Source organism: Povalibacter uvarum (assembly GCF_014202975.1).
Lineage (GTDB): Bacteria > Pseudomonadota > Gammaproteobacteria > Steroidobacterales > Steroidobacteraceae > Steroidobacter > Steroidobacter uvarum.
In genome coordinates this window covers 960475-984330 of the sequence record NZ_JACHHZ010000003.1, presented here as the reverse complement: position 1 = coordinate 984330, position 23856 = coordinate 960475, and the positions used below count along the sequence as shown (strand labels likewise).

The window sequence follows — 23856 nt, the reverse complement described above, 5'->3', positions numbered from 1 at the left end:
GGGGGATGAGGGCGAGCTGTGAGCCAGAGGGGAATCGGGCTCTGGCTCATCGCTCGTCGCTCACTGCTCGCAGCCTGCTTCAGCTCTTCGGAATCAACTCGTCCAGCTGCTGCGCCAACGGAATCTGATACAACGGACGCGCCTTGGCGTAGATCTGCTGCGCGCGGCGCGTCCCTTCCGGCGTCTTGAGCAGCTCATCGTAGAGCGGCTTCACGAGTTTGCGTCGGCCGATGCTCGTCAGGTACTGCTCGAGGCGCGGCCATGCAGGCGCGTAGTTCGCGCGGATCGAATCCTTCAGCCAGCTGTGCGCGATCTCGGCGTTCGTCGAAGCCGTGAGATTGAATGCCTGATCGAGCTCGCGAAGGCGATCGGCCGATAGCGTTGCGGGCATATTGTCGAGGAAGTGCAGCCACTCCTGCGTCGTCCACTTCGCGGTCTCGAGTTGCTTCGCGGTGCGCTTGCCCTGAAGCCACGCATCACGCTGCGCGTCCACTCGGACGAAGACATCCGAGTGCGGCAGAACTGCGTTGGCCGGAATGCCGGGCGTTTCGATCCACGCCTGCACCTCTGCGAGCGTCAGCTTGACGCCAGGTCGGTTCAGCACCTGGGACTTCAGCTGATCCACGAAATCCTGCGTCGTCACGCTCTTGAACGCGAACTTGTCGAAGTAGCCGCGGAGGAACGCATCGAGCTTCTCCCGCCCGAGACGCGACTCGAGGAAGCCGAGGAACAGCCGGCCCTTTTCATAAGGGACATCTGTGAAAGCATCGTCCGGATCGCGTCCGCTCAGGTCGACCGACAGCTGCGTGAGCTCTCCGTCGCCCGCCTTCTCCAGGCTCGCGATATCACGACGCAACGACTGCAGACCCAGGACATCCTCCATCTCACGACGCTGCACCCCATACAGCACCTCGACGATGCGACGCTCGAGATAGACGGTGAAGCCTTCGTTCAGCCACAGGCTCTCCCAGTTCGCGTTCGTCACGAGATTGCCGGACCACGAATGCGCCAGCTCATGCGCAATCAATGCGACAAGGCTGCGATCGCCGGCGATGGCGGTTGGTGTCAGGAAGGTCAGCCGCGGATTCTCCATGCCGCCCCACATGAAGCTCGGCGGGAGGATCAGCAGGTCATAGCGTCCCCAGCGATAGGGCCCGAACAGCTTCTCGCAGGTCTCGAGCATCGACTGCACGTCCGCGAATTCATGCGCCGCCGAATCCACGACGTTGGGCTCGGCATAGACGCCCGTGCGCGCACCAATCGGCTTGAAAACCAGGTCGCCGACACCGAGCGCGATCAGATAGGAAGGAATCGCCTGAGGCATCTTGAAGTCGTAACGGCCAGTGCGGGCGGCATTGGGATCATTCTCGGCGCTCATCACCGCGCGAAGCTGCGGCGGCGTGGTAATCCGCGCCTCGTAGGTGAGCCGGACCAGCGGCGTGTCCTGCAGCGGAATCCAGCTGCGCGCATGAATCGCCTGCGACTGCGAATACAGGTAGGGATACTTCCTTCCTGCCGTCTGTGAAGGCTCGAGCCACTGCAGGCCGCTTGCTTGGGGCGAGGTCTCGTACGAGACGCGGACGACGATGTCCTGTGCAGCCAGTTTCTCCGGCAGCTGAATGTGCAACGGCGCGCCGAGGATCGGCTTGGCCTCTCCGAGCCGGAACTTCAGTTGAACTGGCGTGGCCGTCCGCAGCTCGACCTTGGACACTTTCAGCTCGCGCGTGTCGAGGACGACTTCACGAGCCGCCGCGTTCGCGCGATGCAGCGTCAGATCCGCGTGGCCGACCAGCCGCTTGCGCGTGAAATCCGCTTCCAGATCCAGCGCGACGTGCGTCGCACGGAAATCGCGGGTGTTCGCAAACGAGTGGGGGTCTTCAGTGCCGGTCTGCGCCGACTGCGCGGCAGCGGCCAGGAACAGCAGGAGCAGACCTGCCTGACAACGGGAACGAATGGCGTTCATGAACGCAAAGCCTCATCGGATGACGAGGCGGCAGTGTAGTTCGGCGCGATCGCTTTCTCACGCGGATGAGCGAGATTTCACGCGTATACAATCCCGCGATCGACGCTCAGAGAATGACCTCTCGCGTCGTATCGGGATCCTGCGGATCGTGCGCGATGGAATTGAACGACACGATGACCAGATCCGCAGTGCCGGTATTCTGGAAGGCATGGACGATCCCGGGCGGAAACGTGAAGCGCCAGACTTCATCCGCCGGGATATCGAGGTGGACCGTCTCCCCTGACTCGCGATATCGGACGTGTGCCGGACCTGCGACCGCGGTCACTTCCGTGCCCCGCGTGTGAAAGTGATTGCCGCGAATGTGCCCCGGCCCCGTCAGCACCACGTGAATATTGCGTTGATCGGCCAGCCCGGCCGCATCGAGCGGCTCGAACACCTGCCCTCTCGCATCCGTCGCCCGCCGCAGCTTCTCCACCTGGACGCGTGACGTCATGACTCGACATCCGTGTGACGACGTTGCCGCTCGGCGTTCACCCGCGTGCGATAGATCGCGCCGCGCATGATGAGCGTTGCAGACACCGGGGCCGTCATGACCATGAACAGGGTGATGAGCACTTCATGGAACACCGGCCGGTGCAGGAGCGCCGACGAGACCAGCATCGACGCGACGAGGACACAGCCAGCCCCGAGCGTGTTGCCCATCGAAGGGCTATGCATGCGCATGTAGAAGCTCGGCAGCTTCAGCAGTCCGATCGATCCGATCAGCGCCAGCGATCCGCCGATGATCAGCAGGATCGACGCCGGAATGGCGGCCCAGGCAGGCAGGTCGATGGTGCTCATGGCTCGATCACCTCTCCGCGCAACAGGAATTTGGTCAGCGCCATCGATCCCACGAATGCGAACAGCGCGATCAGCAGCGCCATGTCGAAGTAAACCGTCGAAGTCGAGCGCACTCCGAGCATGAGCAGCGTCAGCATGCCGTTCACGTAAAGCGCGTCGAGCGCGAGCACACGATCCTGCGCGCCCGGGCCGCGAACCAGGCGAACTGCCGCGAAGACCATCGCCAGCACGAAACACATCTGCGCGTACCAGGCGGCGCTTTCGAAGATGACCTGCACGCTCATTCGAAAATCTCCATCAGCGGACGTTCGTAGCGCTGCTTGATCGTATGCACCCACTGCATCTCATCCTGCAGGTCCAGCACGTGCAGGGTCAGCTTGCTGCTGTCCGCGCTGAGATCCACCCATACGGTTCCCGGCGTAGCCGTGAGGATCATCGCGAGGATCGCGAGCCCGTGAGGATCTCGCAGGTCCAGCGGCAGGCTAATGAAGCCCGGTGTCGGCTTGCGTCCTCCCGTCAATCCGAGCACGACGCGGGCGACTGCGACGTTCGAGCGGACGATATCGATGAGCACAGCGCCAGCGAGCGGAACCGCACGCTGCAAGCGGCGCACTCGCGGTTGCAACGGCCGCATCCGGTGACTGGCGCGTGCAACGAAGAACGCGAGCACTGCGCCGAGCACCACGTGTCCCGGCGCCACCGAGTTGTTGAGCAGCAGCCACATGATGAACAGCAGGATCGCGAGCAGGATCGGGAAGCGATTCATGGCCTCGCCTCCGCTGTCGCCGGCGGCTGCGGCGACAGCACTGCTTCGATGTACATGTCCGGATTGTGAAGCGTGCCGGCTGCGGACTCGAGGAACGTCATGACGGGACCGGCGGCCACAGTCATTCCCATTGTGAGCAGGAGAAGGAACGCCACGGGCCCAGCTTCGATCACACGCAGGCGCGGCGTAGTGCGCTCCGTTACCGTCCAGAACAACCGGACACCGATGCGCGTCAACGCGATCAGTCCGGCGAGTCCCGCTGCCAGCAACGTTGCGATCAGCAACCAGGCCGATGCCGGAGCGCGCTGCTCATTCATGGCGTCGACCGTCGAAGCGAGCAGCGCAAACTTGCCGATGAAACCGGAAAGCGGCGGCAGGCCGGTCACGAGCAGCACGCAGCAAACGAACGCGAGGCCAAGGAATGCCATCACTGCCGGGATTGCAATGCCGACCTCTTCGTCATGCGCACGCGGCTCGGGCTCATCCGCACCGAATGCCTGGTAGGTCACTGGCGGCAGCGGCGCGACGTCAGCCACTTCGGACACTTGAGTCGTGCGTGTGCGTTCGGTCATGCCGGTGAGCATGAAGAACGCGCCAGTGGCCAGCACGGAGCTGACCATGTAAAAGAGCGCCGGCGCCGTGAGGCTCTCCACGCCTGACCCTACCGATGCCAGCAACGTCCCCGACGACACGATCACTGCGAACGCGATCAATCGTCCGAGCTGCTGGGCGCCGAGCATGCCGATGATGCCGAAGGCCATCGTCGCGATTCCGCCGTAGAACAGCCACGCACCGCCGAGTGGAGCCGGCGCCGCCGCGTCACCGAGCAGGACGCTCATTCGCAACACGGCGTAGATGCCGACCTTCGTCATGATCGAGAACATGGCCGCCACCGGTGCTCCGGCTGCCACGTACGCCGGGGCCAGCCAGAAATTCAGCGGCCAGCTGCCAGCCTTGATCAGGAACGCGAGTCCCAGGATTGCGACGCCGGCATCGAACAAACCGCGATCCTCGGCAGCGATCGTGCTCCAGCGAATGCCGAGCTCCGCCATGTTGAGCGTGCCCGCGACGCCATAGATCAGCGCGACACCGATGAGGAACAGCAGCGACGCGACGAGATTGACGGCGATGTAATGCAATCCCGCTTTGACTCGCGCAGCGCCCGAGCCGTGGAGAATGAGCCCGTACGACGCTGCCAGCAGCACTTCGAAGAAAACAAAGAGATTGAACAGATCGCCCGTCAGAAACGCCCCGTTCAAGCCCATCAGCAGGAACTGCAGCAGCGGCAGGTAGTGCACGCCGACGCGCTCCCAGCGCGCGATGGAGTAGGTGAGCGCCGGCAAGGCGAGCGCAGCCGCAAGCGTCAGCATCAGTGCGGACAGACGATCGACGATCAGCACTATGCCGTACGGTGCCGGCCACGCACTGATCGAATACACGCCGATGCCTTTGTGCCAGATCTCGGGCACTGCGTCCGTCGTCAGATAGAGAAGCGTGGCGCCAATGACGAGCTGCGCCAATGTTGCGAGCAGCGCGATCGACTCGCGCAGCCGCCGCTGCGACTCAGCGAACAGCAGCAGCACGGCCCCGGTCACCAGCGGGACGACGATCGGCAGAACCGGCAGATGCTGCAGCCACGGACTCACGTATCGCGCTCCCGACCGTCGACGTGATCAGTGCCGGTCAGTCCGCGAGCCGCGAGCAGCACGACCAGGAAGAGTGCGGTTGTCGCGAAGCTGATGACAATCGCCGTCAGCACGAGTGCCTGCGGCACCGGATCCGCGTAGAGCGCGGGATTGCTCTCGAGATCGGCGTGAATGATCGGCGGACTACCGACCTTCAGCCTTCCCATGCAGAAGATGAAAAGGTTGATCGCATACGACAGCAATGCGAGCCCCATGATGACCTGGAATGTGCGGGGCCGCAGCAGCAGCCAGACGCCGGATCCGCTCAGTACGCCGATGGCGAGGGCGAACACGATCTCCATCAGGTCGGCGCTCCTGTCGACTGAGCCGCCGCTTCGACGCGGACTTCCGTGGCATCCGCAACGGCGTGCGGCTTGCGATGACTGCGCAGCGACTGGTGCGCGATGGCAACCAGCATCAGCACAGTGGCGCCGATGACCAGCATGTAAACGCCAAGGTCGAAGAGCAGCACGCTCGAAACATGCAGCTCACCGATGACCGGCAGGTGGAAATCCCACGACATCGCGGTGAGGAATGTTCGGGCGGTCAGCCATGAGCCCATGCCAGCCACAGCCGCGGCGATGAGCCCCGTCGCTAGCCAGTACTGCGGATTCAGTCGCGAGCGCGACTCGACCCACATCGTGCCGGAAATCATGTACTGCGCGATCACTGTCGTCGCCATGACGAGACCACCGACGAATCCGCCGCCCGGCGAGTTGTGACCTCGCAGCAGGAAGAAGATCGACACGATCACCGCCATGGGCATGAGAAGCCGGACGATCACCGCCGGAATCTTGAGGTACCCCTCGGGCAGTTTCTCATCCGGGTCGGGCAGAGCATGCAGCGAGCGAGGCCCGTCCAATCGCTGCGCGCGCGGCACGCTCATCGTCTCGGGCGCGGGACGGAAACGTCGCAACAGCGCGTACACCGTCAGCGCCACGATGCCGACGACGGTGATCTCGCCGAGTGTGTCGAAGCCGCGGAAATCGACGAGGATCACGTTGACGACGTTGCGCCCTCCTCCTTCCGGCAACGAGCGATCGATGAAGAACTCAGCCAGCCCCAGTGCCCGGGGCCGCAGCATCATCGCAAGCGCAAGGCTGGCCATGCCGGCACCGACGATGACCGCAAGGACGAGGTCGCGCGCCCGGCGTGCACGAGCACGAACGGTACGCCGATCCGGATCGTCCATCTCGATTCGCCGCGGCAGCCACCGCAGGCCCAGCAGGATCAGCACGAGCGTCACGACTTCGACTGCGATCTGGGTCAGCGCGAGATCCGGCGCCGAGAACCACGCGAACGTCAGGCAGGTCACGAGCCCAGTACCGCCGACCATGATCAGCGCCGCCAGCCGGTGATACTTCGCCTGCAAGGCCGCACCGATGGCGCAGGCCGCGCCTACGAGCCACATCAGAGCGAATCCCGGATCGATTCGCGAAACCGGCTCTGGCCCCCAGAAGCTCGAACTCTCATCGAGCGCAACCCAGGCTGCGACGAGCGCGATACATACGATGAGCACGAGCTGCGTCTGCAGCCGTCGCGAATACAACCAGCGCGTGAGTCGATCGGCTGCACGGATCAGCGTCACCATCGTCACATCGAAAGCGCGACGACCATCGAAGCGATCGATGAAGGGCGCTGCCCCGTGTGCCTGACGCCGGTGGAAATAGAGCGCGATGTACAGGCCCACACCGCCGAACAGAGCGAGCAAGCTCATGACGAACGGCATGTTGAATCCATGCCAGAGCGCCAGGCTGAACTCCGGCATCGCGCTCGCACCAAGCACCGCCTCGGCAGCCGTGCCGAGCACCGGGCCCACCGTCGTTCCCGGCATGCTGCCCACGAGCAGACAAGCCGAGACCAGCAACGCGCTCGGCACGAGCATCCAGCGAGTCGGTTCATGCGGCGTGCGCGGCAGATCACGCGCCACCGGCCCAAAGAAGACCTGATGAATGAAACGCAGCGAGTACGCGACGCTGAACATGCCGGCGATCGTCGCGGCCGCCGGCAACCCGATACGAAGTACCGGATCGTGCGCGGCGAAGATCGTTTCAGCGAAGAACATCTCCTTCGAGATGAATCCATTGAGCAGCGGCACGCCTGCCATCGAGGCCGCCGCCACCACGGCGAGCGTCGCGGTAATGGGCATCGCCCGCGACAGACCGCTCAGAAGCTGCAGATCGCGAGTCCCGGTTTCGTGATCGACGATTCCGGCCGCCATGAACAGCGACGCCTTGAACGTCGCGTGATTCATCATGTGGAAGATCGCGGCCACGAGCGCCAGCGGACTGTTCATGCCCAGCAGCAGCGTGATGAGGCCCAGGTGGCTGATCGTCGAATACGCGAGCACGCCTTTCATGTCGCGCTGAAAGATCGCAGCGAAGGCTCCGAGCAGCAGCGAGCACAGTCCTGCCCCACCGATGATCGCGAACCAAAGATCGGTGCCTGAAAGCACGGGCCAGAGCCGCGCGAGCAGGAATACGCCCGCCTTCACCATCGTTGCGGAATGCAGATACGCGGAGACGGGTGTCGGCGCCGCCATCGCGTTCGGCAGCCAGAACTGGAATGGGAACTGCGCGCTCTTCGTCAGTGCACCGAGCGCTACCAGCACCAGTATCGCCGGATACCACTCATTGCCGCGGATCAGATCGCCCGACGCCAGAACGCGGTCCAGGTCGTAGCTGCCGACGATCTCTCCAATGACGATGACGCCAGCGAGCAAGCACAGGCCGCCTGCGCCAGTCACCGTCGAGGCCATGCGTGCACCACGCCGCGCATCGTCGAGGTGATACCAGTATGCGATCAGCATGAAGGACGTGAGGCTCGTGAGCTCCCAGAACAGCACGAGCTGGATCAGGTTGCCCGACAGCACCATGCCGAGCATCGCTCCCATGAACGCAAGGAGAAACGAGAAGAAGCGCGGGACCGGATCGGCGGCCGACATGTAATAACGCGCGTAGAGCACGACAAGCGCGCCCATGAACGCGACCAGAGTCGCGAACAGCCAGGAATAGCCGTCGACGCGGAGATAGAACTCGAGCCCGTACTGCGGCAGCCACGGCACGATCATGCGCACGACGCCGCCATCCTCGACCAGAGGGTAGAGGCTCAGCGTCAGTGCGAAACAGGCGACGGCGACGAACCCGGAAAGCCAGGCTTCGGCATTGCGCGCGTTGGACGGCAGGAAGCCGGCGCACAAGCTGCCCAGGAACGGCAGCAGAACGATCAGTACCAGCCGCATGACCGACCGCTCCAGTAACTTTTTCTATCCTGCCTCTTTGTCATATCACTCGGGTTCAATAAGGGGCACGCCGGAGTGCACGCCGGCTTCGTGGAGCGGTTTGGTAAGGGATTCCGCGCTAGGAGGCTTCCTTGGGCGCCGCAGCGCCGACTGGTGGGACCTGAGGCCTCTTCGCCTTACGAAGAATCGGCCACAAGCCATGCTCCGGATGCTAGCGGGAAATGAGCGTTCGCGCACGGGGTTTGTTGGAGGAGCTGTGAGCTGCGAGCTGTGAGCCGCGAGCCAGAATCGGAAGCTCATTGGCTGCGGCTCGGCGGCTCGGTCTCATCTGGTCATGACTTGTGGCTCGTATAGATTGCTCGCGGCTCAAGGTGACTCGCGCGTGACAAGAGGCGGTGAGCGGCGAGCAATGAGCGACGAGCCAGATACCACTACGAACCACTCTTCTCTGGCTCACCGCTCATCGCTCGCAGCTCGCCGCCTCTTCTGCGTCCTCCACTATTGACTTCTCATCGGCGCGACAACTAAAACGTCTCTCCCTTCGAGCAATCCTGGCCACATTCCTGTTTGCGATCGTCGTGACCCCGCCTCGACAGCGCGCGTCCGTCGGATGCGTGTTGCTGCCGTTTTCCACTCGTTCATTAGGGAGAGATGCGTCATGTGGATGAGACCTCCGAGAAGATTCCTGCCGTCACTGTTCGTCGCACTGAGCACGGTATCGCTCTGCGGCACTGCCGCCGAAGCGCCTCGACAGATGCGTGCCACCTCCCTCGAACCGTCGAGCGCGGTGCAGAACGCCGTGAAGCAATCGCGTCGCGAGCCCAAGCTCGTGAGCGTGATCGTGAAGTTCGATGCCGATTCCGTAGCGGCCGCGGCCAGTGAGCCGGTCGCATCGGCGGCGGGTGCTGCTTCGACCACGCGACAACTGGACATGCGATCCGCTGCGTCGGGTCGGCAATTGAACCTGCTGGCCAGCAAGCGCGCCGCGTTCACGACCGCAGCCGCCCGATCCGTGCCGCGAGCTCGTGTCGTACACGATCTCAGCGTCGTTCTCGGCGGTGTATCCGTGGTCGTTCCGGAGAATGAAGTCGAAGCACTGCGCCGCCTTCCTGGTGTGCAGCGCGTCTATCGCGATCGCCTGCTGCGACCGCAAACCGATACGACGCCGAAGTTCATCGGTGTCGATGAGCTCTGGGCGAACGGCCCCGAAGGCCGCGGCCAGGGTGTCGTCGTCGGCATTCTCGACAGCGGTGCCTGGCCGGAACATCCCTCCTTCTCGGATCCCGATCCGAACGGCAAGCCCTTCCCCGAACCTCCGGCAACCTGGACCGGCACGGCCTGTGAATTCGGCAGCGCGGTGGCGGGCGACGCACCCTTCGCCTGCAACAACAAGCTGATCGGCGCACGCCGATTCATGGATACGTACGACCTCATCGTCGGCCTGCTGCCCTCTGAATTTCCCAGCGCCCGCGATGACAACGGTCACGGCACCCATACGGCATCGACTTCCATCGGCAACAACAACGTCAGCGCGTCCGTATTCAGTGTGCCGCGCGGCAAAGTCTCTGGTATCGCCCCGCGAGCGCATCTCGCCGTCTACAAGGTCTGCGGCGATCTCGGCTGTTTCGTGTCCGACTCCGCGGCCGCTGTGCAGCAAGCGATCGTCGATGGCGTCAACGTCATCAACTTCTCGATCGGCGGCGGCGAGGAGCCCTATGCGGATCCCGTTTCGCTGGCATTCCTCGATGCGTACAACGCCGGCGTCTTTGTCGCGGCATCCGCCGGCAACTCCGGCCCCGGCCCGGACACTGTCAGTCACGTCGAGCCCTGGGTGACAACAGTCGCCGCGAGCACGGAAGCCCGTCAGTTCCTCAGTGACCTGACCGTTCGTGCAAGCAATGGCGACACGTTCCGCGCCAGCGGCGCGAGCATCACCAAGGGAATCAGCACGGCAACGACGATCGTCGACGCCGCTGCAGCGCCCTTCAACGATCCACTCTGTCAGAACGGCACAGCTGACAACGCCTTCGCAGGCGCGGTCGTGCTCTGCCAGCGCGGCGTGAACGCTCGCGTCGAGAAGAGCTTCAATGTGCAGCAGCGCGGCGGCGTCGGAATGATCCTCTACAACGCAACGCCGCTGGGCACGGTGACGGACAATCACTTCGTTCCGACCGTTCATCTCGAAGACACGGACGGAACAGCACTGCTTGCCTTCCTGACCGCTCACGCGGGCGAGACAGCTTCGTTCACCACTGGCCGCGTCGCGCCCGGACAACCCGACGTCATGGCGTCGTTCAGCTCGCGCGGCGGGCCGGGACAGGTGCTCGGCATCAGCAAGCCGGACGTGACTGCACCCGGCGTGCAAGTGCTCGCAGGCAATACACCGCTGCCGGCAACGCCGCTCGGCGGTCCGCAGGGTCAGTTGTTCCAGGCGATCAACGGCACTTCGATGTCGAGCCCGCACGTCGCCGGCGCCGCGGCTGCCCTGAAGGGACTGCACCCGGATTGGTCGCCGGGCCAGATCAAGTCGGCGTTGATGCTGACCGCATGGAAGTTCGTCGCGAAGGAGGATGGCGAAACGTTCACCACTCCGTTCGATCGGGGCTCGGGCCGCATTCGCGTCGATGACGCGGACAATCCCGGCATCAGCATCAGCGCGAGTGGCCAGGACTTCATCGACAACCAGGCGAACCTGTCGCTCGCCAACTATCCGAGCCTGTACGTGCCCTCGAATCCAGGCATCGTGAGCGTCGAACGCACGCTGCGCAGCGAAGTGTTCTCGAAGCGGATCTGGCTGGCCGCTCCGCTCGCTCCGAACGATGTGAAAGTGACAGTGTCTCCTGCCCTGTTCCTGCTGCCGGCGGGCGGCGATCAGACAGTGACGATCACTGTCGATGCGAGCGCAGTGCCGATCGGCGAGACGCGTCACGCGAACGTCACGTTCCTGAGCGGCGCGTTCATCGCGGACTTCCCGATCACGATCGTCCGCCAGGAAGCACCACTCGCGTTCACTCACACGTGCACGCCGGCAACGTTCCCCAACGGCGGCACGACGAACTGCACGCTGTCACTGACGAATCCGACGTTCGAGCCCGCGAACGTGGTACTGACCGATCAGCTCCCCTCGCAACTGCGTCTGCAATCGGTGAACGGCGCCACGCAGATCGACTCGCGCAACTTCGCTTTCACTGGCGTCGTCAACGGCATTACGCCGCCGACGGTCTCCGTCGCGCCCGGAAGCTTGTTCGGCTATATCCCCCTGGCGGCATTCGGTGTCGCACCGATCGCAGGGCTCGGCGACGAATCGATCGTCAACTTCACCACACCGGCGTTCCGCTTCGGCGGCGAGAGCAATACGCGACTCGGCGTGACGAGCAACGGGTACGTCGTCGTCGGCGGCGGCACCGTGGCGGATGTCGATTTCATCAACAGCGACTTCCCGGACGAGAATCCGCCGAACAACGTGCTCGCGCCATTCTGGACCGACCTCAATCCCGCGGACGGCGGTGCAATCCGCATCGGTGTCCTGACGGATGGCGTCGGCAGCTGGATCGTCGTCGACTACGAAGCGGTGCCCACGTACTTCTTCGGCGAGCTCAAGACCTTCCAGATCTGGATCGGTATTCAGCCGACAGAGGACATCACCTTTGCTTACGACCCTGCCAACCTGCCAGGCGACGGCGATCTCGGCTTCCTGACCGTGGGTGCGGAGAATCGCTTCGGCAATCGCGGCCAGGCGTACATCTTCGACACGCCGGGAGGGCCGACGCAGGATCTGCGCGTCACTTCAGGCGAACTGCTCCCGGGTGAAACCAAGACCATCACGTATTCCGCTCGCGGCGTGAATCGCGGCAAGTGGAAGAACTGCGCCCGCGCAAGTTCGGCCGAGCTTTATTTCGGAGCGGCGACGGCGTGTACGAATGGCGAGGTGACGAAGTAAGGAAAGCGCACTGCGGCCCGGCTCGAGCCGGGTCGCAGCGCGATCACTTCTCCGGACAGTTCCGGATCGCTACACTGCATCGCATCGATGCCGCGATCCGGAACTGCCCATGAAAGCAATTGCTGCTCTTCTTCTTGCTCTCAGCCTGATCGCTTGTGGAGGCAAAAGCCCCCCACCCACACCTCAAGCATCTGCTGCAGCCACTACAGGCGATACAGACGCACTGCCGGCCGACGGCGCGTTCATCGGCAAAGTCTGGATCGCGACGACTTCGGGGCACGCCCTCGGTGAGATGCTGGTCTTCCTGCCCGACCGCAGCCTGCTGATGGATTCGTGCTTCGAGACCTACCGGATTTCCGGCTGGGGCGTTGCCGGCACCAACATCCGCTGGCTCGAAGATTCGATTCCCATCGAAGCCAGCGTCAGCCTCCCCTCCGCGGAAGAGCTCTCGCTGCACATCATCGGCCAGGAACGCGCGAAGACGTACGTGTCGGCGTCCGTGCCGTATGTATGTCCGGATATGCCGAAGTAGCCTACGGCGCGTTCGGCAGCCTCTGCCCCGGCAGAATATCCTCGACGCTCGTCCTGATATGAATCAGCGACGGGACGTCGCACTTGCGCGCGGCTTCGAAGGCCGCCGGGAAATCTTCGGTGCGCTCGACGGTCGCGGCCCAGGCGCCGAACGAACGGGCATAAGCAGTGAAATCGGGATTGCGCAGGCGGGTAGCCATCACGCGCTTTGGATACTCGCGCTCCTGGTACATGCGGATCGTGCCGTAGGAACCGTTGTCGATCACCATCGTCACGAGACGCACGTCATGCTGCACGGCCGTCGCCAGCTCCTGGCCGGTCATGAGGAAGCAGCCGTCGCCTGCGATCGCAATCACGTCGCGATCCGGATGCACCAGCTTCGCTGCAATGCCAGCGGGAAAACCGAAGCCCATTGCACCGCTGGTCGGCGCGAGCTGCGTGCAAGGCTTGCGATAGCGATAGAAGCGATTCGGCCACGCGGCGTAGTTTCCGGCGCCGTTGCAGAGAATCGCATCAGGCGGCAGAACACGCGCCATGTGCGTGAAGACCTGCGAAAGATTGACCGCACCCACTGTCGTGACTGGTTCGATTGATTTCTCGTAGTCGCCGCGGGCAGCAGCGCGCCACTGCGACCACTTGCGCTGCACCTTCAATCCGCTCAGTGAGATCGCGGCGACGGCTTCATTCGCAATTGCAGAGAGCGAGGCCTGCCAGACGCGATTGATGTCTTCGGCGGAAGGATGCACGTGGATGAGCTTTTCGGCCGCATCCTGCGCCGACAGCAGCTGGTAGCCGGTCGTCGGAATGTCACCCATGCGCGATCCGATCGCGATCAGCAGATCAGCCTGCTTGATGCGCTCGTTGAGACCGGGGCTCGGGCGAATGCTCAGGTCGCCGACGTAGCAGGGATGATCGTTGTTCAGCAGGTCCTTGCGGCGCCACGACAACGCGATCGGCAGATCGATCTGCTTCGCCCAGTCCGCGAGGCGCTGCAGCGCGTCGTCGCTCCAGCCCGTGCCGCCGAGAATCATCAGTGGGCGCTCTGATTTCTCGAGTCGGGCGTGAATCGCATGCAATGCCGCCTCGGCGAGGCCGGCTGGTGCAGCCTGCACTGCGCTCGGCACACGCGGGCCCGCATCTTCCGTCAGCATGTCTTCGGGCAGCGAGACTACGACCGGGCCGTGCCGGCCTTGTGCCGCGGTCGCAAATGCACGGGTCACGATCTCGACCATACGGGTCGGATCGCTCACTTCGACCGCGAGCTTGGTCATCGTGCCGAAGACCGCCGGATAGTCGAGCTCCTGGAATCCTTCGCGACCTCGATCGGCGCGTGCCACCTGCCCGACGAACATGATCACCGGCGCCGAGTCCTGCGAAGCCGTGTGAATGCCAATGCTTGCGTGCGTTGCGCCAGGGCCGCGCGTGACGAAGCAGACACCGGGACGACGAGTCAGCTTGGCGTACGCGACCGCCATGTTCGATGCGCCCGCCTCATGCCGGCACGTGATGACCTGGATGCGATCCTGGAAATCGACCAGCGCATCGAGAACGGCGAGATAGCTCTCGCCGGGCACGCAGAAGACATGCGTAACGCCATTCGCGACCAGGGTTTCGACCAGCCGACGTGCGGCCGTGACTGTAGTGCTCATCGTGTTGCAACGGCGACTGCCGCTCCTGCCATGGCGACGCCAGTTCCCCGATTCAGGTTACGTACGGCTCGCGGACTCTTGAACAAACGGCGCGCATGGGTCGCCGCGAATGCGTAAGCGGCGAGCACGAGAGGCAGCACGATGCTGATCACCAGTGCGATCTCGAGGAAGCCCGCCAGCGTCAATGTCTGAAGATTCACGACGGTCGGCAGCAGCGCGAGGAAGAAGATCATTGTCTTCGGATTCGCCATCGTGAGCGCAAGGCTGCCGAGGAACAGCTGCGTCGGGCGACCGCCGCTGTCGACGGCCTGCTCGTCGACCGCCTGTGCGGGTGTCGTCCACAACCGGTAGGCCAGGTAAAGCAGATACGCGGCGCCGATGTACTTGATCGCAACGAACAGTGTGTAGGCCGTCTGCGCAAGCGCCGCGAGACCTGTCGCTGCGAATGCAAACCAGATCAGGTCGCCGACGAGGAACCCGCCGATGAACGCGACGCTGCCCTGCATTCCACGAGCGAGGGATCGAGCCACGATTGCCGCGACGCCCGGTCCCGGCGAAGCCACCGCCAGCGCGTACACCGCAGCGAATATCAACAGACCGTATAAGGACATGATTGCACCTGTCGCCAGATCTATTCGGACTCTTCGCCGCTTTCCACGACGAGCTTCGCACCGATGTGCTCGGCGCCACGCCGCTTCGCGAGTTCCACCTGGCGTTGCCGCTCGCGCAAGCCCGCCCGCTTCGTAGGCGTGATCGAATCGTAGCAACCGGGACAGCTCACCCCTTCTTCGAATCGCTCCGACAACTTGTCCGCCGCACTGATCGGCTGCCGACACGAACGGCACAGCTCGTGCTCGCCAGCCTTCAATCCGTGACCGATCGCGACGCGCTCGTCGAAAACGAAGCACTCACCCTGCCACCGGCTGTCGCGCTCGGGCACGACTTCCAGGTATTTGAGAATGCCGCCCTGCAAGTGGAAGACCTGGTCGAACCCTTCGGCTCGCAGGAAGGCTGTGGATTTTTCGCAGCGGATGCCGCCCGTGCAGAACATCGCCACCCTCGGCTTGTCCCGCAACGCGGCCTGCTCGCGAATCCACGCGGGAAATTCGCTGAAGCTGCGCGTCTTCGGGTTGATGGCGCCTTCGAAGGTACCCAGCGCGACTTCATAGTCGTTGCGCACGTCGACGACGAGGACATCCGGATCAGTGATGAGCGTGTTCCAGTCCTCGGGCTTCACATAGGTGCCGACCAGCTTCGTCGGATCGACCGTGGGCACACCCATCGTGACGATCTCGCGCTTGAGGCGCACCTTCATGCGATAGAACGGCTTGCGTGTCGCACCCGACTCCTTGTGCTCCAGATCGGCGAGCCGGGGATCACTGCGCAGGTAGGCAAGCACTTCACGCACGCTCGCGGCTTCGCCGGCGATCGTCCCGTTGATGCCCTCGGCTGCAAGCAGGATCGTGCCCTTCACGCCGCGTTGCTCGCAGAACGCCAGCAACGACGGCTTCAGGGCCGTGTAGTCCGGCAGCGAGACAAACTTGTAGAACGCGGCGGCGATCATGGAACGATGGATGAGCGGGCGCGGGGCGCGCGTTGAAATGCAGGCGCGCGAGTATAAATCAGTAGGTTGCGGGATTTGAAAGCAAGAACCCGAGTGTCAGGGAATACCTGCCCGACGCATTCTGGCCCCACTGAAGAGCTATGCCAGACCGGGAGATCGAGCCATGATGCAACTTGTATCCAGAACCGAGCCGGGCCTCATGAAGGCGACTGCGCCAACGCCCCCTGTTTTCCACAGCGATGAAGCACGCTGGGATGCCGTTGTCCGCCGCGATCGTGCAGCGGATGGGCAGTTCTATTACTCCGTGCGCACGACCGGAGTGTATTGCCGCCCTTCCTGCGCCTCCCGTCGCGCCCGCCGCGAAAACGTCGCATTCCATACAACCCAGGCGGCCGCGGAGAAGGCCGGGTTCCGCCCCTGCCGGCGCTGCAAGCCCGAGCAGCCCTCGCTCGATGAACAGTACGCCGCCCGGATCGCGAAGGCATGCCGCCTGATCGAGACCAGCGAATCGGCACCCTCACTGGCCACGCTGGCCAAGGCCGCGGGACTGAGCGCGTATCACTTCCATCGTGTCTTCAAGGCCGTGACGGGCGTGACACCCAAGGCGTATGCGTCGGCACATCGCACGGAACGGACGCAGACAGGGTTGGCTCGTCGCGGCAGCGTCACCGACGCGATCTACGAAGCCGGCTTCAACTCCAACGCGCCCTTCTATTCGAAAGCCGACGCGCTCCTCGGCATGAAGCCGGGGGAGTTTCGCGCTGGTGGCAAGAACGCAGTCATTCGATTCGCAGTCGCGCAATGCTCACTCGGTGCGCTCCTGGTGGCAGCCACTGACAAGGGCGTCTGCTCGATCCTTCTCGGCGACGATCCCGAAGCGCTCGTGCGCGACCTGCAGGATCGGTTCGAACGGGCCCAGCTGATTGGCGGGGACGCGCAATTCGAGCAGATGGTCGCGAAGGTCGTGGGCTTCGTCGAAGCACCGTCGATCGGTCTCGACCTGCCACTCGATATTCGCGGCACGGCGTTCCAGCAAAGAGTCTGGCAGGCGCTGCGCAAGATTCCCGCCGGGTCGACCGTGAGCTACGCCGACATGGCGAAGCGGATCGGAGCGCCCAAGGCGGTTCGCGCGGTCGCGCAGGCGTGTGCGGCGAACGCGATTGCCATTGCGATTCCCTGCCACCGCGTCGTTCGCACTGACGGCAACCTGTCGGGCTATCGCTGGGGCATCGAACGCAAGCGCACCCTGCTCGAACGCGAGAAGGCGGCCTGATGCACGCGAAGGTTTCGAGGCAGGCGATGGCATCTCCTGCCTTCGCTTCTCCCACACCGGACTGGGACGCGACCGAGCGGCGACTCGATGCGGACGGATTCGCCGTCCTCGAGCGACTCCTCTCGCCGGCGCAGTGCGAGTCGCTGGCCGGCAGCTACCAGGACGACTCCGCGTTTCGCAGCAGGGTCGTCATGGCCCGGCACGGATTCGGTCGTGGTGAGTACAAATACTTCGCTTACCCGCTGCCTTCGCTCATTGCGTCGCTGCGCGAAACGTTCTATCCGCCGTTGACGCGCATCGCGAATCGCTGGCACGAGACGATGGGCATCGAAACGCGCTTTCCGGCGACTCATGCCGAATTCATCCAGCGATGCCATGACGCGGGGCAAACGCGCCCCACTGCGCTGCTGCTGCAATACGGCCCGGACGACTACAACTGCCTGCACCAGGACCTCTACGGTGAGCACGTATTCCCGCTGCAGATAGCGATCCTGCTCTGCGAACCACAGCGCGATTTCACGGGTGGCGAGTTCGTGATCACCGAACAGCGTCCGCGAATGCAGTCGCGAGCCAGCGTCGTGCCGCTGCGCCAGGGCGATGGCGTGATCTTCGCCGTTCATCACCGGCCCGTTCGCGGTTCGCGAGGTTTCTATCGTGTGAACCTGCGGCACGGGGTCAGCCGCATCCTGTCGGGCAACCGTCACACGGCCGGAATCATCTTCCACGACGCGCGCTGATCGCGTGTTCACTTCCAACGCGTGCCGCGTCATAGTGGCCGCATGATGTCTTCCGAGTCGATTGCGGGTGTTGACCAGGTGGTCGTGGCGCGGCTTCTGGAACGTGAGCGCGCTCGCTTTCTGCAGGCGCATCCGTCGTGCGTCGCGGAAGCCCGCCGATCGGCCGCTCACTGGCTGAATGGCGTCCCGATGCACTGGATGACGGACTGGTCGCTTCCGGTACCAGTTGTAGTGCAGTCCGCGCAAGGCGCTGTGCTACAGGATATCGATCAGCACAGCTACGCGGACTTCTGCCTCGGCGATACCGGCGCGATGTTCGGCCACTCGCCACCGGCAGTCGCGGATGTCGTCCGCGAACAGGCTGCGCACGGCTTCACGTGCATGTTGCCGTCTCATGCAACAGCGCGCGCCGGAGAATTGCTTGCAGCACGATTTGGACTCCCGTTCTGGCAGATGACCCAAACGGCGACCGATGCCAATCGCGCTGTCGTTCGATGGGCCCGCGCATTGACGGACCGCAACAAGATCCTCGTTTTCGACGGCTGCTACCACGGCACGCTCGAGGACACGCTAGTTCGCCTGGAATCTGGCCGCGTCGTGACGCGCCCCGGCCAGGTCGGCCAGGTCGCTGACTTCGCGTCTCACGCACGAGTCGTCGAGTTCAACGACATTGCAGCACTCGAACGCGAACTCGCTCATGGCGACGTCGCATGCGTACTCGCCGAACCAGTGATGACGAATGCGGGCATGGTGCTGCCGACGGAAAGCTTCTGGTCGGCCGCACGCGCGCTTTGCGATCGTCACGGCACGCTGCTGGCGATCGACGAAACGCACACACTCAGCAGCGGTCCCGGTGGTCACGCACGGGCACTTGGATTGCGCTGCGACTTCTTCATCGCTGGCAAAGCCATCGCGGGCGGTGTCCCCTGCGCAGTTTATGGGTTCACGGCCGAACTGTCGGACCGCATGACCACTTTCCTCGCGAACAAGCCGTCGGGGCACTCCGGCATGGGCACGACGCTCGCTGCGAACGCACTCGCCACCAGCGCACTGACGGCATGCCTCGAGAAGGTCATGACTCCTGCCGCGTACGAACACATGAATACACTGTCCGGACGACTCACGGGCGGTCTGCGCCAGCTCATCGCAAAGCATCGACTGCCCTGGCATGTCGTGAACGTGGGCGCACGCAGCGAGCTGTGCTTCTCAGCGACGCCGGTTCGGACCGCAAGGGAGTCGCTCGATGCAAATGCACCCGCGCTCGAGCGAGCGCTGCACTTGTTCCTTCTGAATCGCGGCGTGCTCATCACGCCCTTCCACAACATGATGCTGATCAGCCCGGCGACGACCGCCGCACAGGTCGATGCGCTTCTCTCGGGCATCGAGTCCTTTCTCTCGGAGCTGCTTCCTTGACGACACCCACAGCGGACGTTTCCGAAGCACGCGACTTCCTCGCCTCCCATCCGGACGTCGAGGCGATCGAGTTGCTGATCACGGATCCGAGCGGCGTCGCCCGCGGCAAGATCGTCGCTCGCGAAGAACTGCTGTCGATCTACACCGATGGACGCTGCGTCGCCGGCTCCATTCTCGGACTGGACATCACCGGTGAAGACGTCGAGGACACAGGCCTCGTGTGGTCGGTCGGGGACGCAGACCGCCTGTGCCGGCCAGTCCCGGGCACTCTGAAGCGTACGCCCTGGACGCGTCGATCCGGCGCGCAAGTGCTGCTCACGATGTACGACATGGACGGCGCGCCCACCTATGCCGATCCCCGCCACGCGCTCGCACGCTCCATCGAGCGTCTGTTACCCCTGCGTCCGGTGGTCGCCGCGGAGATCGAATTCTATCTGCTCAAGCGCGCTGACGACGGATCACTCGTGCCGGCGGCGGGATTGCTGTCGGGCCGCAAGCAAGCCCGTTTCGATTCGTACGGTCTCGGCAAGCTGGACGACATGTCGCCGGTGTTCGACGACATCTACGCCGCTGCGAAAGCACAGGGGCTGCCGCTTCGAACGCTGATGTCGGAGTACGCACCCGGACAATTCGAGATCACCCTCTTGCATCGCGACGATGCGTTGCGCGCGATCGACGAGGCGGTCGCTTTCAAGCGCCTGATCCGTGGCGTCGCGCTTCGTCACGGACTGCTGGCTTGCTTCATGGCCAAGCCGTTCGAAGAGCACGCCGGCAGCGGCATGCACCTCCACGCGAGCTTGCAGGATGGGAACGGTGTGAATGTGTTTGCGAGCGACGACCCGGTCGGCACTCCCCTGCTTCGCCACGCGATCGGCGGCTTGCAGGCGACGATGGCCGAATCGATGCTCATCTTCGCGCCGAACGCGAACTCCTATCGCCGCTTCCGCCGCATGAGCTACGCGCCCGTCGCGCCGACCTGGGGAATCAACAATCGTTCGGTGAGCTTGAGAATCCCCGCGGGCGCCGCGCCGAGCCGCCACGTCGAACACCGCGTCAGCGGTGCGGATGCCAATCCCTACCTCGTCGCCGCGACAGTGCTCGCAGGAATCCACAAGGGGATCGAGGGCGAGTTGGATCCGGGATCGCCGGTCACAGGCAACGGCTACGAAGCCACAGTGGAAGGAACACTGGCGAGGGATTGGCACAGCGCGATCCGCGCAGCCGGGCAATCGCAATTCCTGCGTGATGCCCTCGGCGAGCAGTTCATGCAGGCCTTTCTGGCCATCAAGCGCCAGGAATGCGACAAGTTCAACGCGAGAGTGAGCTCAGTCGATTACGACTGGTACCTGGAGAGCTGACCGCTCGAAGAGCGGTCATCCCCGCACACGCGGGGATGACGGAATCAGAACTCCTGCCACACCGACTCGTCGCCGCTCGCCCGCGCCCGCGGCATTGCTGCCGGTGCCGGAGCTGCAGCCTTGCGCGCCACCGGACGCTGTGCGGGACGCTTCATCGGCGCCACAGTCGCCTTGGCAGCAGCGGGAGCCTCGACAACCGCCGCGGCAGCAATCGGTGCCGCACCGTCGATACGGAAGAACGCAACGAGCTTCATCAGTTCCTGCGCCTGCTGCTGCATCGTCTTCGCTGCCGCAGCGGATTCCTCGACGAGCGCCGCGTTCTGCTGCGTCGCGTGATCCATGTTCGTGATGGCGTGATTGATCTGATCGATGCCCGACGACTGCTCCGAAGTCGCAGCGGTCATTTCAGCGACTATGTCCGTCACCTTCTTCACGCCTGTCACGATGCTGTTCAGCGTGTCTCCGGACTCGCCCACGAGCCCTGCGCCGACCGCAACCTTCTGTACCGAGTCGCCGATGAGGCCCTTGATCTCTTTCGCCGCGCTCGCGCTGCGCTGCGCGAGGTTGCGCACTTCGGATGCGACGACCGCGAAGCCGCGACCCTGCTCGCCTGCGCGCGCTGCTTCGACAGCGGCGTTCAATGCCAGCAGGTTCGTCTGGAACGCGATCTCGTCGATCACGCTGATGATGTCTTCGATGCGCTTGCTGGCCGAGGTGATCTCATTCATCGCGTCGACGGCGCGACGCACGACCTGGCCGCCCTGGTCCGCCTGGCCGCGAGTGCTACTGGCGATCTGGTTCGCCTGCTGCGCATTGTCGGCATTCTGCTTCACCGTGGCCGTCATCTCTTCCATGCTGGCCGCGGTCTCTTCGAGCGCGGCCGCCTGTTCCTGCGTACGCTCGCTCAGATCATCGCTGCCCTGCGAGAGCTGGCTTGCGGCGCGATCGACAGTAGCCGCGCTCTCGCGCACCTGGCTCACCGTGTCGACCAGCTTGTCGTCCATGCCCTTCAGCGCGCGCAACAGGCGGCTGATTTCGTCGTTGCCGACGACATCGAGACGATGGCCGAGCTCGCCGCGACTCACGCGCTCAGCGAGATCCTCCGCACGACCGAGGCCGAGCGACACGTGGCGGGCCAGCAGCCAGGCTGACCACACAGCGATCGCCAGAGCGAGCACGAAGCTGATCATCATGACGCGACGGTCAGCGGCAACTTCCGCGCGCGCCCCTTCGATCACCTTGCCGGCAGCGGCAATGCGCATCTCGATGAGCTTCTGCGTCGTGTCGTCCATCCGGTCGATGACCGGCTCGATGCTGCCGATACGGACCTTCGTCGCCGAGTCGTAGTCCTGCGCGAGCAACGCTTCGATTTCCTGCTTGCCGGAGCTCACGATCGACGCACGCTGTTCCTTGATCTCACTGGACAGCTTGCGCTCTTCAGGCGACAGCGCGACCTTGTCGAACTCTTCCATCAGCGAGTTGATGCGTCCGCGGTTCTCCTTGATGGCGTCGTAGTTCGCCTGCGTGAACTGAGTGTCCTTGTGCACGTACGCTTCGAGACGGTACTGCTGGCTCTGCAGGGAGCGCTGGAAGATCTCGCCGAAGCTTGCGATCGGAACGAGGTTGTCGGAGTACAGCGTCTCCATCCGGTTCGAGGCATTGTTAAATGCTTTCAGCCCGACCCCGAGCACGACGATCAGGGCTACCGCCAGGATCGCGAGATTGAGGTACAGACGGGCTTTGATGCTGAGTCCGGTCATGAGCTTTTCCAACGCAATTCAAGGGTCTTCCAGACCGCTATCGGCGCAGCGACCACCCTCTGAAACCTTCACGTAACTTTTTCAGGGAACACCCTAGGCAGCCGCGGGCTTGCGGCATCATCCAGCGCTGCATTGGGGCATTGAGGGGCTGTGCCCGGTGGGCTCGCCGGTTGGCCCCTGACGGAATTTCGCGTACGTTGCACCGCACATGCGATTCGACCTGACCGACCTGAAGCTTTTCCTGCATGTCGTCGAAGCCGGCAGCATCACCGCGGGCGCGGAGCGGATGCACCTGGCCGTCGCGGCCGCGAGCACCCGCATCCGGAACATGGAGCTGGAGCTGGGCACAGCCCTGCTCAATCGCGAACGCCAAGGCGTACACCCCACCCCGGCCGGCCGCACGCTGATCCATCACGCACGACTGCTCCTGCAGCAGGCAGAGAGGATGCGAGGTGATCTCGCCGAATACGCCGGCGGCCTCAAAGGACACATCAGGCTGCTGTCGAACACCAACGCGCTCATCGAATTCCTGCCCGAGCCGCTGAGCAATTTTCTCGCGGCCCATCCGCAGGTGAACATCGATCTCGAAGAGCGGCTGAGCGACGAGATCGTCGCGGCAGTCGCCGACGGCAAGGCCGACATCGGCATCGTGGCCGGCACCGAAGACGTCACCGGTCTCGAAGTGTTCGCTTTCCGCTCCGATCGCTTCGTCCTGGTGACCCCGCTGTCGCATCCGCTCGCGAACGAGAAGAGCATCGCGTTCGCCGACGCACTCGATTACGACTTCGTGGGACTCGATCGCTCGAGCTCGTTGCAGCGATTCCTTTCCGACAAGGCGGATCGCATCGGCCGGCGGCTGAAGCTTCGCGTCCAGTTGCGCAGCTTCGATGCTGTCTGCCGGCTGGTCGAATGCAATGTCGGCATCGGCGTCGTTCCCGAAACGACGGTCGAACGCAACAAGGCGACGCAATTGCGCCGCATCGACCTCACCGATGAATGGGCCATCCGGCGCCTGATGATCTGCGTCCGCAAACTGCAGGACCTGCCGACGTACGCGCAGGAACTGGTGCGGCACCTGACTTCGGGGACGGAACAGCGCTCCTGATCGGAAGCGGAGAAGAGTTTCACACGGACTG

At 63.8% G+C, this 23856-nt stretch carries 19 protein-coding genes; 7 read left to right on the top strand and 12 right to left on the bottom strand.

Going from position 1 to position 23856, the window contains the following annotated elements; translation table 11 throughout:
- Positions 1-79: 79 nt before the first annotated feature.
- The 8 genes from HNQ60_RS15725 to HNQ60_RS15690 all read right to left on the bottom strand — a co-directional run bounded on the left by HNQ60_RS15725 (position 80) and on the right by HNQ60_RS15690 (position 8495).
- Positions 80-1963: a M1 family metallopeptidase gene (locus HNQ60_RS15725; RefSeq protein ID WP_184333436.1), complete on the bottom strand. Its 1884-nt coding sequence runs from the start codon at positions 1961-1963 to the stop codon at positions 80-82.
- 106 nt (positions 1964-2069) lie between these two features.
- Positions 2070-2456, bottom strand: coding sequence for a polysaccharide biosynthesis C-terminal domain-containing protein (locus HNQ60_RS15720; RefSeq protein ID WP_184333434.1), 387 nt, complete (start codon positions 2454-2456; stop codon positions 2070-2072).
- Entirely contained in the window at positions 2453-2803 is a 351-nt protein-coding gene (gene mnhG / locus HNQ60_RS15715) for a monovalent cation/H(+) antiporter subunit G (RefSeq protein ID WP_184333432.1), read from the bottom strand. Before mnhG ends, HNQ60_RS15720 begins: the two co-directional genes overlap by 4 nt.
- Entirely contained in the window at positions 2800-3087 is a 288-nt protein-coding gene (locus HNQ60_RS15710) for a K+/H+ antiporter subunit F (RefSeq protein WP_184333430.1), read from the bottom strand. The genes mnhG and HNQ60_RS15710 overlap by 4 nt, the downstream gene beginning before the upstream one ends.
- The gene (locus HNQ60_RS15705) at positions 3084-3569 is read right to left on the bottom strand and encodes a Na+/H+ antiporter subunit E (protein WP_184333428.1); all 486 of its coding nucleotides are present in this window, start codon (positions 3567-3569) and stop codon (positions 3084-3086) included. Before HNQ60_RS15705 ends, HNQ60_RS15710 begins: the two co-directional genes overlap by 4 nt.
- A complete protein-coding gene (locus HNQ60_RS15700; RefSeq protein ID WP_184333425.1) occupies positions 3566-5215 on the bottom strand; it encodes a monovalent cation/H+ antiporter subunit D in 1650 nt (549 codons plus the stop codon). The genes HNQ60_RS15705 and HNQ60_RS15700 overlap by 4 nt, the downstream gene beginning before the upstream one ends.
- A complete protein-coding gene (locus HNQ60_RS15695; RefSeq protein ID WP_184333423.1) occupies positions 5212-5556 on the bottom strand; it encodes a Na+/H+ antiporter subunit C in 345 nt (114 codons plus the stop codon). Before HNQ60_RS15695 ends, HNQ60_RS15700 begins: the two co-directional genes overlap by 4 nt.
- Complete coding sequence (locus HNQ60_RS15690; protein ID WP_184333421.1) at positions 5556-8495, bottom strand: monovalent cation/H+ antiporter subunit A; 2940 nt, start codon at positions 8493-8495, stop codon at positions 5556-5558. Before HNQ60_RS15690 ends, HNQ60_RS15695 begins: the two co-directional genes overlap by 1 nt.
- Positions 8496-9153: 658 nt before the next feature.
- On the opposite strand from HNQ60_RS15690, the gene HNQ60_RS27925 reads away from it, so the two are divergent.
- Positions 9154-12435 carry a S8 family serine peptidase gene (locus HNQ60_RS27925; protein ID WP_281382747.1) on the top strand — a complete coding sequence of 1094 codons (3282 nt, stop codon included), beginning with the start codon at positions 9154-9156 and terminating at the stop codon, positions 12433-12435.
- Positions 12436-12544: 109 nt separating this feature from the next.
- Positions 12545-12967, top strand: a complete 423-nt coding sequence (locus HNQ60_RS15680) for a hypothetical protein (RefSeq protein ID WP_184333419.1) — start codon at positions 12545-12547, stop codon at positions 12965-12967.
- Between the two features lies 1 nt (position 12968).
- Here HNQ60_RS15680 and HNQ60_RS15675 read toward each other — a convergent pair whose 3' ends face one another.
- The 3 genes from HNQ60_RS15675 to trhO are packed head-to-tail and all read right to left on the bottom strand — an operon-like array spanning position 12969 to position 16179.
- On the bottom strand, positions 12969-14615 hold the full coding sequence (locus HNQ60_RS15675) for a thiamine pyrophosphate-dependent enzyme (RefSeq protein ID WP_184333417.1): 1647 nt from the start codon (positions 14613-14615) through the stop codon (positions 12969-12971).
- On the bottom strand, positions 14612-15226 hold the full coding sequence (locus HNQ60_RS15670) for a LysE family translocator (RefSeq protein WP_184333415.1): 615 nt from the start codon (positions 15224-15226) through the stop codon (positions 14612-14614). The genes HNQ60_RS15675 and HNQ60_RS15670 overlap by 4 nt, the downstream gene beginning before the upstream one ends.
- A 20-nt stretch (positions 15227-15246) precedes the next feature.
- A complete protein-coding gene (gene trhO / locus HNQ60_RS15665) occupies positions 15247-16179 on the bottom strand; it encodes an oxygen-dependent tRNA uridine(34) hydroxylase TrhO (protein ID WP_184333413.1) in 933 nt (310 codons plus the stop codon).
- Positions 16180-16378: 199 nt separating this feature from the next.
- On the opposite strand from trhO, the gene ada reads away from it, so the two are divergent.
- From ada to HNQ60_RS15645, 4 genes are read left to right on the top strand one after another with little or no spacing between them, the layout of a single operon-like run.
- Entirely contained in the window at positions 16379-17452 is a 1074-nt protein-coding gene (gene ada, locus HNQ60_RS15660) for a bifunctional DNA-binding transcriptional regulator/O6-methylguanine-DNA methyltransferase Ada (protein ID WP_184333809.1), read from the top strand.
- A gap of 26 nt (positions 17453-17478) precedes the next feature.
- Complete coding sequence (locus tag HNQ60_RS15655) at positions 17479-18189, top strand: 2OG-Fe(II) oxygenase (RefSeq protein WP_246433591.1); 711 nt, start codon at positions 17479-17481, stop codon at positions 18187-18189.
- Between the two features lie 45 nt (positions 18190-18234).
- Positions 18235-19602: an aspartate aminotransferase family protein gene (locus tag HNQ60_RS15650; RefSeq protein WP_184333807.1), complete on the top strand. Its 1368-nt coding sequence runs from the start codon at positions 18235-18237 to the stop codon at positions 19600-19602.
- Positions 19599-20960, top strand: coding sequence for a glutamine synthetase family protein (locus HNQ60_RS15645; protein WP_184333409.1), 1362 nt, complete (start codon positions 19599-19601; stop codon positions 20958-20960). The genes HNQ60_RS15650 and HNQ60_RS15645 overlap by 4 nt, the downstream gene beginning before the upstream one ends.
- A 44-nt stretch (positions 20961-21004) precedes the next feature.
- Here the strand turns inward: HNQ60_RS15645 and HNQ60_RS15640 are convergent, their stop codons facing one another.
- Complete coding sequence (locus HNQ60_RS15640; protein ID WP_221304219.1) at positions 21005-22720, bottom strand: methyl-accepting chemotaxis protein; 1716 nt, start codon at positions 22718-22720, stop codon at positions 21005-21007.
- A 208-nt stretch (positions 22721-22928) separates the two neighbouring features.
- Here HNQ60_RS15640 and HNQ60_RS15635 point away from each other — a divergent pair, with 208 nt between their 5' ends.
- Entirely contained in the window at positions 22929-23825 is an 897-nt protein-coding gene (locus tag HNQ60_RS15635) for a LysR family transcriptional regulator (RefSeq protein ID WP_184333407.1), read from the top strand.
- Positions 23826-23856 lie beyond the last annotated feature (31 nt).